This is a genomic window from Streptomyces sp. NPDC085932 (assembly GCF_044540525.1).
Classification (GTDB): domain Bacteria; phylum Actinomycetota; class Actinomycetes; order Streptomycetales; family Streptomycetaceae; genus Streptomyces; species Streptomyces levis.
Map to the genome: position 1 here is coordinate 1,481,753 of NZ_JBITSJ010000001.1, position 14,656 is coordinate 1,496,408.

Genomic DNA, 14,656 nt, shown 5'->3' on the forward strand with positions numbered 1-14,656 from the left:
CTCTCCCGCCCCTCGGTTCCGTCAGTCCGCGATCTTCAGCACGAGCTTGCCGTGGTTCTCACCGCGGAACAGGCGCATCAGGGTGTCGGGGAAGTCCGCGACCGAGCCGGACACCACGTCCTCCAGGGACTTCAGCCGGCCCTCGGCCCGCCACGCGGCCATCCGCGCGATGCCCTCCGCGTAGCGGTCGGCGTAGTCGAACACCACGATGCCCGTCATCGAGGCGCGGTTCACCAGCAAGGAAAGGTAGTTGGCGGGACCTTGCGGCTTGGTGCTGTTGTACTGGGAGATCGCTCCGCAGACGACCACGCGGGCGCCGCGCGCCAGCCGCAGCAGCACGGCGTCCAGCACGTCGCCGCCGACGTTGTCGAAGTACACGTCCACCCCGTCGGGGGCGTGCTCGCGCAGCGCCTTGCGGACGTCCTCGCTCTGGTAGTCGATCGCGGCGTCGAACCCGAACTCGTCCACCACCATCCGGCACTTGGCCTCGCCACCGGCGATGCCGACGACCCGGCAGCCGAGGATCTTGGCGATCTGCCCGACGACGCTGCCGACGGCCCCGGCCGCCCCCGAGACCACGACGGTCTGCCCCGGCTCGGGACGCCCGACCTCGATCAGACCGAAGTAGGCCGTCAGGCCCGACATGCCGAGCGTGCCGAGGTAGGTCGGCAAGGGGGCCGCCGCCGGGTCGACCTTGGTCACGCCGCGCCCGTCCGACACGCAGTACTCCTGCACCCCGAACGTGCCCGAGACGTGGTCGCCGACCGCGAACCCGGAGTGCCGGGAGGCGATCACCCGGCCCACCGCGCCGGCCCGCATCACCTCACCGACCTCCACGGGGCGGATGTAGGACCTGCCCGCGTTCATCCAGCCGCGCATGGCCGGGTCGATCGACAGGTAGAGCACCTGTACCAGGAACTCCCCGTCGCCCGGCTCCCCGGCCGGCTCCTCGGTCTGCCGCCAGTCGGTGGGACGAGGCTCTCCCACGGGACGGGCGGCCAGGCGTATCCGGCGGTTGATCCTGCTCATGTGCGGCGACTCCCTCGGCGGCATACCGTCCAGTCGGTACGGCGTGAGCGTACGGGCGCCACGCCGTGCGAGGCAAGAGCCCGTCCGCCACGACTTACGGCTCGTGCCGGCGACCGTCCCGTTGTCGGGGAACTACTCCTGGTCCGGCACCGCCATCTCCCCGAGGAGCGACCAGTCGTCCTGCGGCACGTTCGCGTTCACGATGCGCGGCGTCTCGGCCAGATGCGGAGGCAACGTCCGCTGTGCCGCCTGGAAGTGCGCGGACTGCACGTGCGCTGCTCCGGCCGCGTCGTCGCGGAAGGCCTCGACCAGGACGTACTCCGACGGCTCGTCCACGCTGCGCGACCAGTCGAACCACAGGCAGCCGGGCTCGGCGCGCGTCGCCCGGGTGAAGTCGGCGGTGATCTCGGGCCAGCGGTCCGCGTGCTCGGGACGGACCCGGAACTTGGCGGTGATGAAGATCATGGGATGCCCTTCGCTGAGATGTGCTGGATGCGCTGATGTGCTGGATGTGGTGGACGTGATGCGTGCGCTGGACGCGCTGGTAGGGCGACACGATCGTACGAACCCGGCGTCCCGGCGTCCCGGCGTCCCGGCGGTGTGGCGGGGAGCGCCCGGGTGATCAGGAGGACCGGGGCGGATGCACTGCCCCCTCCGTGACGGACAGCGGCGCGCCGCTGCCGCCCCAGCGCAGCGCCACGATCTCGGCGGCCACGGACACCGCCACCTCCTCCGGCGTACGGGCCCCCAGGTCCAGCCCCACCGGTGAGCGCAGCCGCGCCAGTTCCCGCCGGGTCAGCCCGGCCTCGGTCAGCCGGGCCGCCCGGTCGTCGTGGGTACGGCGGCTGCCCATCGCCCCGATGTACGCGGCCGGCCGGCGCAGCGCCTCCGTCAGCAGCGGCACGTCGAACTTGGGGTCGTGGGTGAGCACGCAGATCACCGTGCGGTCGTCGGTGTCCGTCTCGCGCAGATAGCGGTGCGGCCACTGCGCGACCACCTCCACGCCCTCGGGGAAACGGCGGGGCGTGGCGAAGACCGGGCGGGCGTCGCAGACGGTGACCCGGTAGCCGAGGAAACCGCCGATCCGGGCGACGGCCGCCGCGTAGTCGATCGCCCCGAAGACCAGCATCCGCGGCGGAGGGGCGAACGACTGCAGGAAGACGGCGACGTCGTCCTCCCGGCGCTGCCCGTCGGGGCCGTAGTGCCGCAGAACGGTCGCGCCGAGGGCGAGCTCCCCACGCGCGTCCGCCGTCACGGCCGCGTCCAGGCCGCTCGCGCCCAGCGTGCCGAGCACCCGGTCCGGCCAGACGGCGAGCACCACCCCGCGCCGCGCGGGTCCGTCGGTGACGGTGGCCACGGTCACCGGTTCGCCCGCCGCGACGGAGTCGGCGACCGCGCCGAACGCGGGATCGCGTTCCGGCGTCACGGCCCGCACCAGGACCGTGATCTCGCCGCCGCAGGTCAGACCGACGGCGAAGGCGTCCTCGTCGCTGTAGCCGAAGGTCTCCAGCCGGGCCCCGCCGCTCGCCACCACCTCCTGCGCCAGTTCGAACACCGCGCCCTCGACGCAGCCCCCGGACACACTGCCCACGACCTCCTCGCCGGGCCCCACCGCCATCGCCGCGCCCGGGTCGCGTGGCGCGCTGCGGCTGACCTCGACGACCGTCGCGAGGCCGAACGGAAGCCCGGCCGCGTACCAGCCGCCGAGCACCGGAAGGACGTCACGCACGAGCCGCTCCTCTCCGTCGCGCACCCCGCCGGGTACCCCGGCGGCGGTTAATTCCGTTGTGGCCCGCAGGGCCGGTCTGCTGCACTGCTCGGGTCGACCACGTCATGGAGTCCCGAGGAGAGCCGGATGCGCACTGCGTTCATGTCCCCCCAGTCAGCGACAGCTCTCTCTTCGAAGGACATGACGCTTCGTGCACGTGCTCAACCTCGGGATTCTCGCCCATGTCGACGCCGGTAAGACCAGCCTGACCGAGCGGCTGCTCCATTCGGCCGGGGTGATCGACGAGATCGGCAGCGTCGACGACGGGAACACCCGCACCGACACCCTCGCGCTGGAGCGCCGGCGCGGCATCACCATCAAGTCCGCCGTCGTCTCCTTCCCGCTGGACGGCGTGACCGTCAACCTCATCGACACCCCCGGGCACCCGGATTTCATCGCCGAGGTGGAACGGGTCCTCGGCGTGCTGGACGGCGCCGTCCTCGTGATCTCCGCGGTGGAGGGCGTCCAGGCACAGACGCGGGTGCTGATGCGGACGCTGCGGCGGCTGCGCATCCCGACGCTGCTGTTCGTCAACAAGATCGACCGCGGCGGCGCACGCGATGCGGAGGTGCTGCGGGAGATCGCGGCCCGGCTGACCCCGGCGATCGTCCCGATGGGAACCGTCACCGGTCTCGGCACCCGATCGGCACGCTTCACCCCGGGACCCGGAGCCGGTGCGCCCGGCGCCCTCGACGTGCTGACCGAGCACGACGACGCCCTGCTGGCCGCGTACGTCGGCGACCGGGTCACCGACGGGCTCCTGCACCGGTCCCTCGTCGCACAGACCCGGCAGGCCCTGGTCCACCCGGTCCACTTCGGCTCCGCCGCCACGGGCGCCGGTGTGGCGGAACTGCTGTCCGGCATCGGAGAACTGCTGCCGGCGGCCGAGGGGGACGCGGACGGGCCGGTCTCCGGCACCGTGTTCAAGGTCGAGCGGGGCCCGGCGGGGGAGAAGATCGCCTACGCCCGGATGTTCTCCGGCACCCTGCGCGCCCGCGACCGGATCCCCTTCGGCGCGGACGGCGCCGAGGGCCGGGTCACCGCGATCAGCGTCTTCGGCCACGGAACCGACACCCGGGCGGACGCCGTCACCGCCGGGCGGATCGCCCGGCTGTGGGGGCTGGGCGACGTCAGGATCGGCGACGCCCTCGGCGAACCCCGCAAGGCCTACGAGCACTTCTTCGCCCCGCCCACCCTGGAGACGGTCGTCGTCCCCGGCCCGGACACACACCCGGGAGCGCTCCACCTCGCCCTGACCCAGCTCGCCGAGCAGGACCCGCTGATCGGTCTGCGCCACGACGCACGCCGGCGGGAGACCTCGGTCTCCCTCTACGGCGAGGTGCAGAAGGAGGTCATCCAGGCCACCCTCGCCGACGAGTACGGTCTCGACGTCACCTTCCGCGAGACCACCCCGCTGTGCGTCGAACGCCTCGTCGGCACCGGCCACGCCGTCGAGTTCAACAAGCGGGGGCCGAACCCGTTCCTGGCGACGGTCGGGCTGCGCGTGGAGCCCGCGCCGCCCGGTTCGGGCGTCACCTTCCGGCTGGAGGTGGAGCTCGGCTCCATGCCGTACGCCTTCTTCAAGGCCGTCGAGGACACCGTGCGCGAGACCCTCGACCAGGGCCTGTACGGGTGGCGGATCCCCGACTGCGTGGTCACCATGACGCACAGCGGCTACTCGCCCCGGCAGAGCCACGCCCACCAGGGGTTCGACAAGAGCATGTCGAGCACCGGCGCCGACTTCCGCGGCGTGACCCCGCTGGTGCTCGTCGAGGCGCTGCGGCGGGCCGGGACACGCGTGCACGAGCCCCTGCACCGCTTCCGCGTGGAGGCCCCGGCCGACACCCTGGGCGTCCTGCTGCCGGCCCTGGCCGGGCTGGGGGCGGTGCCGGAGGCGACGCGCACCCGGGACGGCCTCTGCGTCCTGGAGGGCACCGTGCCGGCGGCCCGCGTGCACGCCCTGGAGCAGCGGCTGCCGGGGCTCACCCGGGGCGAGGGCGAGCTGGAGACTTCCTTCGCCCGCCATGCTTTGGTCACTCACGGCACCGTCCCCGAGCGTCCGCGCACCGACCACAACCCCCTGGACAGGAGGGAATACCTGCTGAACGTCACGCGACGGGCCGGCGGCTGAGGCGGGCGCCGTCGACGGACGTGAACTTACTCCGGAGTCAGGGGTGTTGACGGTGTCCTGATATCACCGGACTGTAGTGGACATGCCGACTATTCGAGCGCGTCTCCTGGTCGTCCTGGCCGTCCTCTTCGGCTCGACGTCGGTGGCGGGTGCCCCGCCCGCCGCCGCCGCGCCCCCGTCCGGCTCCCTCTGGTTCGACGACCCCACCGTCACCGTGCGGGACGGCCGCTTCACCGACGTCCACGGCCGCGAGATCGTGCTGCGCGGCTACAACGTCTCCGGCGAGACCAAACTCGCCGAGAACAAGGGCCTGCCCTTCGCCTCCGTCGCCGACGCCCGCACGTCGGCCACCGCGCTGCGCGCCCTGGGCGGCGGCAACACCGTCCGCTTCCTGCTCTCGTGGGCGTACGCCGAGCCCGAGCGCGGCCGGGTCGACACGGCCTATCTGTCCGCCGCCACGGAGCAGATGAAGGCCTTCCTCGACGCGGGCCTGCGCGTCTACCCCGACTTCCACCAGGACCTCTACTCCCGCCACCTGTTCGACGCCGACAGCTGGTACACCGGCGACGGCGCCCCCCGGTGGGCGGTGGACGCCGGGAACTACCCCGACGAGTCCTGCGGCATCTGCCTGTTCTGGGGACAGAACATCACCCAGAACGAGGCCGTGAAGCGCGCCACGTACGACTTCTGGCACAACGCGCACGGCGTGCAGGACGCCTTCCTCGCCACCGCCGAGAAGACCATGGCGCATCTTCGCCGGCACCTGAGCGCCGACCAGTTCAAGGGCGTGGCCGGCTTCGACCCCTACAACGAGCCGCACGCCGGCGTGTACGACTCCGGGCAGTCCAGCCGCGCCTGGGAGAAGGACGTCCTGTGGCCGTTCTACGAGCGGTTCCGCGCCCGTATGGACACGGCCGGCTGGCGCGACAAGCCCGCCTTCGTCGAGCCGAACCTCTTCTGGAACGCCAATCTCGACTTCCAGAAGCAGGAGGGCGGCCTGCTGGACGCCGGCCCGCTCGGCCCGCGCTACGTCTTCAACACCCACTTCTACGACCAGAAGGCCATCTCCGGCGTCTTCATGTGGGGCAAGGCGGCCGACGGCCAGTACGCGGGCGACTTCCGCACGGTCCGTGACCGCGCGGCGGCCGCGCGGACGGCCGCGGTGGTCAGCGAGTTCGGGCACCCGCTGGCCGGTACGGTCTCCGACAAGGCGCCGACCGTCCTCAAGGCGATGTACCAGGCCCTCGATTCGCGGATGAAGGGCGCCGACTGGTGGTCCGACCCGGCCGCCTCCGGGCCCGTGCTCTCCGGCTCGCAGTGGCAGTGGGACATCTACAACGGCCGCCACCACGAGGCGATGAACGGCAACCCCGGCAAGGTCCTCACCGAGGGCGACGCCTGGAACGACGAGGACCTGTCCGCCGTCCGCCTGGACGACACGGGCAAGCCGGTGCTGCGCCAGGACGCCCGGTTGCTGGACCGCGTCTATCCGAGCGCCACGGCCGGCACGACCGTCGGCTTCACCTACGAGGACCGCTCCCGGGACGGTGCGACGACCCTGACCTGGAACCCGGTGCCGAGCTCCCTGCCGAACGTGCGGCGGCTGGTGGGGGCGGGCCAGTACGGGCTGCTGCTGTGGCGCTCGAACGGCGGCCCGGCGCCCACCGAGCTGCACCTGCCGGCGAGCTTCCCGGCCGCGTCCGCCACGGTCGTCTCCGACCTGGCCGCCGTCCACGCACCGCCGGCGTACACGGCGACGACCGCGGTCGGGGTGGCCGAGGAGCCCGGCGACACGGGAAGCCGCCGCCTGCTGCTCACCGCGCCGGACTCCGGGGTCCTGCACTACGCGCTGGTGACCAACGGGGCGACGGCTCCCTCGGCGGACCTGCTCGCCGCGGCCCGCTCCGAACTGTCGGCCTGGGCGGCGAGGGAGGTCAGCTAGCGGACGGGCTCGTCCAGCCGGCGGCCACCCGGCCGAGCCGGACGCGCTGCGGGTGGTCGCCGACCGGTACGGACACGACCTTCCTGCCGGTGGCGAAGTCGATGGCCGTGACCTGGTCGGTGCCGCTCTCGGAGACCACGCAGGACCTGCCGTCACCGCTGACCGTGGCCCAGTAGGGCTTGGAGGCGGTGACGAGCGGACCCTCCTGGAGGGTGGCGCGGTCGACGACCGTGGCGTAGTCGTCCATGGTCCCGGCCACGCACAGCTTCTTTCCGTCCGGACTCATGGAAAGGCCGTGGTGGCGCGAGTCGTTGACGAAGGTGGTGCGGTCGTCGCTGGTCGCCGGGTTCTTCGGCAGGGTCTTCGTACGCGTGATCCGGTCGGTGGCCAGGTCGTACTCGAAGAAGCCGTTGAAGAACGACACCTGGAAGTACAGCTTCGACTCGTCCGGCGAGAACACGGCCGGGCGCACCGCGTCGGAGAAGTCCTTCAGGCCGATCGCGTCCAGGCGCGCTCGCATGTCGATGACCTTGACCTGCCGGTACGTGGTCGCGTCGATGACGGTGATGCGGCGGTCGCCCTTCGTCCAGTCCAGCCAGGGCGCGTCGGTCTGCGTGTTCACCTCGCCGATCGACATGTTGTAGAGGTACTTGCCGTCCTTGGTGAAGATGTTCTCGTGCGGTTTGTCGCCGGTGGTGGCCTTGCCGAGCTGCTCGCCGGTGGCGATGTCCAGGACGTGCACGGCGTTGCCGGTCGAGGCCGACACCGCGACCCGTTCGCCGTCGGGGGAGACGGCCATGTGGTCGGCGCGGAAACCGGACACCGGGAAGCGCCAGTTGAGCCGCCCGGAGGCCAGGTCGATGGAGACGACGTCGGCGAAGCTGGGCCGCGACACGACCACCGACTTCCCGTCCGGCGTGGAGTACATGTCGTCCACGAACTGGTCGTGTCCCTCGCCGACGCTGTTGCGGATCGTCATGAAGGCGATCCATCTGATCGGATCGGCGTTGATCTCCGCCATCCGCTCGTCCTTGTCGGGGACGACGTTGATCCGGCCGATCCTCGCGAAGTCGCCGGTGGACTCGATGACATCGGCGGTGCCGTCCCAGTTGTTGCCCACGAACAGCACCTCGCGCAGTGCGGCGGAGGAACCCGGCTGCGCCGCGGCGGCGGTCGCGGGCAGGGCGGTGGTCAGGGCGAGGGCGGCGGTCAGGGAGCACAGGTGCCGTCGTCGGAAGACGGACATGGCTGATCCCTCCTCTGTGGTGGGGTGAGGAATCTGAACACACGTGCTTTCAGAGTCAACTTACTGCAAAGTAAGGAAGGGGTGGCCTTCTCCACAAGACCGCGTACACGACAAAATCGGTGGGCGCGAGGAACGCGCGCGAGGAAGGGAGAGTTGGTGCCGGGCAGACTCAGAGCGCCGACCGGCCGCTACGGCGGCAAGACCGCAGCGGAGCGGCAGGCCGAGCGGCGCCGGCGGTTCCTCGACGCCGCGCTCGACCTGTTCGGCGGCGCCCCCGGCTTCCGCGCCACCACCGTCGCGGCGCTCAGCGAGGCGGCCGGACTGTCGACCCGTCAGTTCTACGAGGAGTTCCGCACGCTGGAGGACGTGCTCGCCGCCCTGCACCTGGAGGTCAACGGCTGGGCGGAGGCGGCGGTGCTGGAGGCGGCCGCGGGGGCGGCGGACCTGCCGCTGGCCGAACGCGTCACCGCGATCTTCCGCGCCTACGCCGGGAGTCTCGCCGCCGATCCGCGCCGGATCCGTATCACGTTCGTCGAGATCATCGGCGTCAGCCCGCGCCTGGAGGAGCAGCGGCTCGCCCGCCGCGCCGGCTGGGTCGACCTCATCTGCGCCGAGGCCGGGGCGGCCGCCGCGCGCGGGGAGGCCGCCCCGCGCGACTACCGCCTCGCGGCGACGGGCTTCATCGGCAGCGTCAACGGCCTGCTGCACGACTGGAGCGCCGGCTGGGTGGACGCCACCCTGGACGAGGTCGTCGACGAACTGGTCCGCCAACTGCTCGGCATCCTGCGGCCCCCGGGCTGGGACCCGCGCGGCTGAGTCAGATTCGGGCGGTCCCCTACCCGCCCGCCCGCGGCCCGGGAAAGGCCCGCCGGTAGGCGCCGGGGGAGACCCCGAGGTGCTTGAGGAAGTGGTGGCGGAGGTTGTTGGCCGTGCCCAGACCGCTGAGTTCGCCGACCTTCTCGATGGGCAGGTCCGTCGACTCCAGCAGCGAACGGGCGCGCCCCAGCCGCTGGTCCAGGAGCCACTGCAGCGGTGTGGTGCCGGTGGCCGCCTGGAGGCGCCGGTAGAACGTCCGCGGGCTCATCGCGGCCCGGCGCGCCAGGTCCGCGACGGTCAGCGGCCGGTCCAGGTGGGCCCGCGCCCAGGCGAGGACGGGGGCCAGCCCCTCGTCGTCCCGGGCCGGTACCGACAGCTCGATGAACTGCGCCTGCCCGCCCGGCCGGTGGGCCGGCACCACCATGCGCCGCGCCAGCTGGTTGGCGACATGTGCGCCGAGGTCGCGCCGCACCAGGTGCAGGCACAGATCGAGGCCGGCGGTGAGCCCGGCGCTGGTGAGCACGTCACCCTCGTCCACGTACAGCACCGACGCGTCCACCTCCACCTTCGGGTAACGCTCGGCCAGTTGCGCGGTGTGCATCCAGTGGGCCGTCGCGCGCCGCCCGTCCAGCAGCCCGGCCTCGGCCAGGGCGAAGGCGCCGGTGCACAGGGACACCATCCGCGCGCCCGCCGCATGGGCCCGGCGCAGCGCGTCGATCAACTCCGGCGGCAGCGGCCTGCCCTCCTCGACGCACGGGTCGGGCACCGACGGCACGACGACCGTGTCGGCGCGGACCAACTCGTCGAGACCGTAGGGCGTGCGCAGACTCAGCCCGGGCCCCTCCGCCTCCCCGCCCCCGACCCGGCACAGCCTCACCTCGTACCAGGGATCGGCCAGATCGGGTTGCGGCTTGCCGAACACGGTGCAGGGGATGCTCAGTTCGTACAGATCCCATGAGGGGACCCCGATGTCCTCGGTGACCACGACGGCGACGGAACCGGCACTCATGCCCCGAAGCGTATGGCAGGAATTTGGTGGAGGCCGTCACCGCTGTCACTGTCCCGGGTCCTCGCGCCCTGCGAGCGTGGACGCACGTGATCACACGGCACGTACGAACACCCCTGCACACGCGAGGAGCCGCAGCATGACCGCACCACAGCAGGCCGTCACCGTCCTCGGGCTGGGCCAGATGGGCTCGGCCCTGGCCGCCGCGCTGCTGGACCGGGGACATCCGACCACGGTCTGGAACCGGACCCCCGGCAAGGCCGGGCCCCTGGCCGAGCGCGGCGCCCGCGCGGCCGCGACGCCCCGGGAGGCGATCGCCGCCTCCCCGCTGGTCATCGCCTGCGTCCTGGACCACGAGGCACTGCACACGGTCGTCGACCCCGCCGCCGACACCCTCCGGGGCAGAACCCTCGTCAACCTCACCTCCGGCTCCCCCGAGCAGGCCCGGGAAGCCGCCGCATGGGCTGCCTCCCGCGAGGCCGACTACCTCGACGGCGCCATCATGACCACCCCGCCCGGCGTGGGCGACCCGGCCATGATGGTCCTCTACAGCGGCGCCGAGAAGGTCTTCGAAACCCACCGCCCGGCCCTCGCGGCCCTCGGCGATCCCCTGCACCTCGGCGCCGACCCGGGCCTCGCCTCCCTCTACGACGCCGCCCTGCTCGGCCTGATGTGGTCCACCATGACCGGCTGGCTGCACGGCACGGCCCTGGTCGGCGCCGAGGGCACACCGGCCGCCGCGTTCACCCCCGTCGCCCTGCGCTGGCTGACGGCGGTGGCGGGCTTCCTCACCCGGTACGCGCCGCAGGTGGACGAGGGCCGCTACCCGGGCGACGACGCCACCGTCGACGTGCAGATCGCGGCCGTCGACCACCTGCTCCACGCGGCGGCGGCCCGGGGCGTCGACAACGCCCTGCCCGGCCTGCTGAAGGCCGTGATGGAGAAGGCGAGCGCCGCCGGCCACGGTCAGGACAGCTACGCCGCCCTCATCGAGGTGCTGCGTCCGGCATCCAGGACCTAACCCACCGCCGACAGGGTGCACCCGATCGCCACCGCCGACGCGAGCCCGAGCAGCAGGACGGCCAGCGACCGTGCCCGCAGTCTCCGGTACACCGCCTCGTACTCGCCCCGCAGTTCCTCCCCGCGCCGGGCCGTCCGCTCCCAGGAGGCCCGGGCGAGAGCGAGGTGCTCGGCTGCGAACCGCCGCTCCACCTCCGCCCGGTCCGCCGCCGGCAACCAGTCCAGACCGGCGGCGAACCGGGCGGCGGCGGCACGGGCCTCCGCACGCGCCGCGGCGGCGAGCAGATGGCCCGCCACCTCGTTGTGGAACGCCCGCAGATCCACCGGGGGTTCGCCCGTCGCGGTCATCGCAGCGTCAGCTCCCGTTCCGCCGCCGCGACCCGCGCGTGGTGCAGGTCGAACGCCGGGGACTCGCTGCGGATCCTGGGCAGGGTCAGGAAGTTGTGGCGGGGCGGCGGGCAGGAGGTGGCCCACTCCAGGGAGCGGCCGTAGCCCCACGGATCGTCGGCCGTGACCCGCTCGCCGTACCTGGCCGTCTTCCAGACGTTGTAGAAGAACGGCAGCATCGACATCCCGAGCAGGAACGAGAAGACGCTCGACAGTGTGTTGAGCGTCGTCAGGCCCTCCGCGGCGAGGTAGTCGGGGATCCGCCGCTGCATGCCCTGGGCGCCCAGCCAGTGCTGCACCAGGAACGTGCCGTGGAAGCCGATGAACAGCGTCCAGAACGTGATCTTGCCCAGGCGCTCGTCCAGCATCCTCCCGGTGAACTTCGGCCACCAGAAGTGGAACCCGGCGAACATCGCGAACACCACCGTTCCGAAGATCACGTAGTGGAAGTGGGCGACCACGAAGTACGAGTCCGAGACGTGGAAGTCGAGGGGCGGCGAAGCGAGCAGCACCCCCGTCAGGCCGCCGAACACGAACGTGATCAGGAAGCCGGTGGCCCAGAGCATCGGGGTCTCGAAGGAGAGCGAGCCCTTCCACATCGTGCCGATCCAGTTGAAGAACTTCACACCGGTCGGGACGGCGATGAGGAACGTCATGAAGGAGAAGAACGGCAGCAGCACACCGCCGGTGACGTACATGTGGTGGGCCCACACGGTCACGGACAGGCCCGCGATGGCGATGGTCGCGCCGATCAGGCCCGTGTAGCCGAACATCGGCTTGCGGGAGAAGACCGGGATGACCTCACTGATGATGCCGAAGAACGGCAGGGCGATGATGTACACCTCTGGATGGCCGAAGAACCAGAACAGGTGCTGCCACAGCAGTGCGCCGCCGTTGGCGGAGTCGAAGACGTGGGCGCCGAACTTGCGGTCCGCCTCCAGCGCGAACAGGGCCGCGGCCAGGACCGGGAAGGCCAGCAGGACCAGCACACCGGTCAGCAGCACGTTCCAGGTGAAGATCGGCATGCGGAACATCGTCATGCCGGGTGCGCGCATGCAGATGATCGTGGTGATGAAGTTGACCGAGCCGAGGATGGTGCCGAAGCCGGAGAAGGCCAGACCCATGATCCACATGTCGGCGCCGATGCCCGGGGAGCGGACCGCGTCCGACAGCGGGCTGTAGGCGAACCAGCCGAAGTCGGCCGCGCCCTGCGGGGTGAGGAAACCGCCCACCGCGATGAGCGAGCCGAACAGGTACAGCCAGTAGGCGAACATGTTCAGCCGCGGGAACGCCACGTCCGGCGCGCCGATCTGCAGCGGCATGATCCAGTTCGCGAAGCCCGCGAACAGCGGCGTCGCGAACATCAGCAGCATGATCGTGCCGTGCATCGTGAACGCCTGGTTGAACTGCTCGTTCGACATGATCTGCAGACCCGGCCGGGCCAGCTCGGCGCGCATGAACAGCGCCATCACGCCACCGATGACGAAGAACGCGAACGACGTCACCAGGTACAGCGTGCCGATCGTCTTGTGATCCGTGGTCGTCAGCCACTTCAGGTGCCTCATGCCCCGCCTGTGTCCCGGTCCCGCCCGCACGTCACACTTCAGGGGCGCGACGAGCATCACGGGAACCGGGTGTGACGATCGGGAAGGTGCCGGACACGAACGGGACATGAGCAACGACGAGATCTTCGCCGCTGCCTACCGCGAGCACTACTGGGCGGTCAGCCGCTATGTCGCACGGCGACTGGACGGGCGGGCCGGTGAGGTGGAGGAAGTGGTGGCGGAGGTGTTCACGGTCGCCTGGCGGCGCCGGGCCGACCTGCCGGACACCCCCCTGCCCTGGCTGTACGGCGTGGCGCGCAACTGCCTGGCCAACGCGGTGCGCGGGCACGGGCGCCGGCGCCGGCTCGTCGACCGGCTCGGCAACGACGACACCGCCCACGGCCGGCACATCGCGGCGGGCCCCGAGGCCGACACGCCCGGCGGCTGGGTGCACGAGGCCCTCGCCCGGCTCTCCCCGGCCGACCAGGAGGTACTGCGCCTCGCGGCCTGGGAGGACCTCGGCGTCGAGGAGATCGCCGTCGCCCTCGGCTGCGGCAGCCGGGCGGCGTCCATGCGGCTGCACCGGGCGCGGCGCCGCCTGAGAGCGGAGATCGACCGTATGCGCCCCGCGCCCGCCCTCACCGAGCATCCCCGCGTGACCGTCCCGAAGGAACACGGCCATGGCTGACGAACTCGACCTGCTGCGCAGCGCCGACCCGGTGCCTTCCGACGACCACCGCTTCGGCGACGGCCCCCTGAACCCTCGCGCGGAGCACCGGCTCGCCAGGCTACTGACCGGGGCCGACGAACGGGCCGCCGGGCGCCCGGGGGAGGGGCAGGAAGCACGATCCGGTCGCCTCCGCCTGCCGTCGGTGTCCTGGTCCGGCCGTCCGGTCGTCCCGTCGCTGCCGGGCGCCGGGCGGCTCCGGATCGTCTGGGGCCTGCTCGCCACCGCTCTCGTCGCCGCCCTGACGCTCGGCCTCGTGGTGAGCGGCCCGAGCAGTCCGCCCGCGGTCGCCGCGCCCCGTCCGCTGGTGATCGAGACCGGTTCCGCGCCCGTGCCGCTGGACCGGCTGGCCGAGCGCGCGGCGGCCCTGGCCGGGGATCGCGACGCGCCTCGCCTGCGCAAGGGCACGCACGTACAGTCCTGGAGCCTCGGCATGTCGGACGACGATCCGCCGGTCACCCTGGCCGAGGAGCGGCTCGTGCGCTGGCGCCCCGACGGCAGCCACACCGAACTCGTCGTGGCGACCGACCCCCGGCACCCCGGCCGCCCCGTCCTCTCCGACGAGGACGGCACGCCCCGGCTCGTCGACGACGGCCACGTCCTGCTCGACCGCACCTACCCGCCGAGCTGGAGCGACGCCCCGCCCCAGTCACCTCCGCCCCGCGCACCGGACCGGCTGCGCGCCTACCTGACGGAGACCCAGTACACCGACACCCCCTTGACCACGCCCGAGCTGCTGGACGCCGTGGCGACGCTGCTGGACCACTGGACCCTCGGCGCCCGGGAGAGCGCGGCGCTCGCCCGGCTCCTCGCCGACACCGAGGGGCTGCGCCCGGCCGGCCGGGTGACCGACCGGCTGGGCCGAAACGGTCAGGCCTACGTCACCGACGACGCGCACGGCGTCCGCCGCATGCTGATCATGGACCCGGCCACCGGTGCCGTCCTCGGCCTGGAGAGCACCCTCACCGCGCCCGACCCCGAGTACCGCGCCGACCGGGGCGCCGTCATGGCGTACAGCGCCTGGATGCCCTGATCACGCC

13 protein-coding genes are annotated in these 14,656 nt (G+C 72.1%); 6 read left to right on the forward strand and 7 right to left on the reverse strand.

Annotated elements, in window-relative coordinates:
* Positions 1-21: 21 nt before the first annotated feature.
* From ACIGAQ_RS06210 to ACIGAQ_RS06220, 3 genes are all read right to left on the reverse strand, one after another.
* Positions 22-1,029 carry an NADP-dependent oxidoreductase gene (locus ACIGAQ_RS06210; RefSeq protein ID WP_311684788.1) on the reverse strand — a complete coding sequence of 336 codons (1,008 nt, stop codon included), beginning with the start codon at positions 1,027-1,029 and terminating at the stop codon, positions 22-24.
* A gap of 132 nt (positions 1,030-1,161) precedes the next feature.
* On the reverse strand, positions 1,162-1,494 hold the full coding sequence (locus ACIGAQ_RS06215) for a putative quinol monooxygenase (RefSeq protein WP_311684789.1): 333 nt from the start codon (positions 1,492-1,494) through the stop codon (positions 1,162-1,164).
* Between the two features lie 157 nt (positions 1,495-1,651).
* Positions 1,652-2,758, reverse strand: a complete 1,107-nt coding sequence (locus tag ACIGAQ_RS06220) for an XdhC family protein (protein ID WP_399779505.1) — start codon at positions 2,756-2,758, stop codon at positions 1,652-1,654.
* 190 nt (positions 2,759-2,948) lie between these two features.
* Between ACIGAQ_RS06220 and ACIGAQ_RS06225 the strand changes: the two genes are divergently transcribed.
* The gene (locus ACIGAQ_RS06225; RefSeq protein ID WP_399779507.1) at positions 2,949-4,928 is read left to right on the forward strand and encodes a GTP-binding protein; all 1,980 of its coding nucleotides are present in this window, start codon (positions 2,949-2,951) and stop codon (positions 4,926-4,928) included.
* An 82-nt stretch (positions 4,929-5,010) separates the two neighbouring features.
* Positions 5,011-6,870 (forward strand): cellulase family glycosylhydrolase, encoded by a 1,860-nt coding sequence (locus ACIGAQ_RS06230; RefSeq protein WP_399779509.1) that lies wholly within the window; start codon positions 5,011-5,013, stop codon positions 6,868-6,870.
* Here the strand turns inward: ACIGAQ_RS06230 and ACIGAQ_RS06235 are convergent.
* Positions 6,863-8,116 carry a YncE family protein gene (locus ACIGAQ_RS06235; protein WP_399779510.1) on the reverse strand — a complete coding sequence of 418 codons (1,254 nt, stop codon included), beginning with the start codon at positions 8,114-8,116 and terminating at the stop codon, positions 6,863-6,865. The genes ACIGAQ_RS06230 and ACIGAQ_RS06235 overlap by 8 nt on opposite strands.
* Positions 8,117-8,272: 156 nt before the next feature.
* Between ACIGAQ_RS06235 and ACIGAQ_RS06240 the strand changes: the two genes are divergently transcribed.
* A complete protein-coding gene (locus ACIGAQ_RS06240; RefSeq protein WP_399779512.1) occupies positions 8,273-8,932 on the forward strand; it encodes a TetR/AcrR family transcriptional regulator in 660 nt (219 codons plus the stop codon).
* A gap of 19 nt (positions 8,933-8,951) precedes the next feature.
* On the opposite strand, the gene ACIGAQ_RS06245 is transcribed toward ACIGAQ_RS06240, so the two are convergent.
* Complete coding sequence (locus ACIGAQ_RS06245) at positions 8,952-9,941, reverse strand: helix-turn-helix domain-containing protein (RefSeq protein WP_311684796.1); 990 nt, start codon at positions 9,939-9,941, stop codon at positions 8,952-8,954.
* A 136-nt stretch (positions 9,942-10,077) separates the two neighbouring features.
* Between ACIGAQ_RS06245 and ACIGAQ_RS06250 the strand changes: the two genes are divergently transcribed.
* Entirely contained in the window at positions 10,078-10,959 is an 882-nt protein-coding gene (locus ACIGAQ_RS06250; protein ID WP_399779514.1) for an NAD(P)-dependent oxidoreductase, read from the forward strand.
* On the opposite strand, the gene ACIGAQ_RS06255 is transcribed toward ACIGAQ_RS06250, so the two are convergent.
* Both ACIGAQ_RS06255 and ctaD read right to left on the reverse strand, forming a co-directional pair.
* Positions 10,956-11,306: a hypothetical protein gene (locus tag ACIGAQ_RS06255; protein WP_399779516.1), complete on the reverse strand. Its 351-nt coding sequence runs from the start codon at positions 11,304-11,306 to the stop codon at positions 10,956-10,958. The two genes, ACIGAQ_RS06250 and ACIGAQ_RS06255, sit on opposite strands and share 4 nt — an antisense overlap.
* Positions 11,303-12,910 (reverse strand): cytochrome c oxidase subunit I, encoded by a 1,608-nt coding sequence (gene ctaD / locus ACIGAQ_RS06260; RefSeq protein ID WP_399779518.1) that lies wholly within the window; start codon positions 12,908-12,910, stop codon positions 11,303-11,305. The genes ACIGAQ_RS06255 and ctaD overlap by 4 nt, the downstream gene beginning before the upstream one ends.
* 106 nt (positions 12,911-13,016) lie before the next feature.
* Here ctaD and ACIGAQ_RS06265 point away from each other — a divergent pair, with 106 nt between their 5' ends.
* A complete protein-coding gene (locus ACIGAQ_RS06265; RefSeq protein ID WP_362287229.1) occupies positions 13,017-13,577 on the forward strand; it encodes a sigma-70 family RNA polymerase sigma factor in 561 nt (186 codons plus the stop codon).
* Positions 13,570-14,649 (forward strand): CU044_5270 family protein, encoded by a 1,080-nt coding sequence (locus ACIGAQ_RS06270; RefSeq protein ID WP_399779521.1) that lies wholly within the window; start codon positions 13,570-13,572, stop codon positions 14,647-14,649. Before ACIGAQ_RS06265 ends, ACIGAQ_RS06270 begins: the two co-directional genes overlap by 8 nt.
* The last annotated feature ends 7 nt before the right edge of the window (positions 14,650-14,656 follow it).

Coding starts and splice junctions, on each gene's coding strand:
- ACIGAQ_RS06245 (WP_311684796.1), bottom strand. CDS start 9,941: ATGAGTGCCGGTTCCGTCGCCGTCGTGGTCACCGAGGACATCGGGGTC.
- ACIGAQ_RS06230 (WP_399779509.1), top strand. CDS start 5,011: ATGCCGACTATTCGAGCGCGTCTCCTGGTCGTCCTGGCCGTCCTCTTC.
- ctaD (WP_399779518.1), bottom strand. CDS start 12,910: ATGAGGCACCTGAAGTGGCTGACGACCACGGATCACAAGACGATCGGC.
- ACIGAQ_RS06235 (WP_399779510.1), bottom strand. CDS start 8,116: ATGTCCGTCTTCCGACGACGGCACCTGTGCTCCCTGACCGCCGCCCTC.
- ACIGAQ_RS06270 (WP_399779521.1), top strand. CDS start 13,570: ATGGCTGACGAACTCGACCTGCTGCGCAGCGCCGACCCGGTGCCTTCC.
- ACIGAQ_RS06250 (WP_399779514.1), top strand. CDS start 10,078: ATGACCGCACCACAGCAGGCCGTCACCGTCCTCGGGCTGGGCCAGATG.
- ACIGAQ_RS06215 (WP_311684789.1), bottom strand. CDS start 1,494: ATGATCTTCATCACCGCCAAGTTCCGGGTCCGTCCCGAGCACGCGGAC.
- ACIGAQ_RS06210 (WP_311684788.1), bottom strand. CDS start 1,029: ATGAGCAGGATCAACCGCCGGATACGCCTGGCCGCCCGTCCCGTGGGA.
- ACIGAQ_RS06255 (WP_399779516.1), bottom strand. CDS start 11,306: ATGACCGCGACGGGCGAACCCCCGGTGGATCTGCGGGCGTTCCACAAC.
- ACIGAQ_RS06265 (WP_362287229.1), top strand. CDS start 13,017: ATGAGCAACGACGAGATCTTCGCCGCTGCCTACCGCGAGCACTACTGG.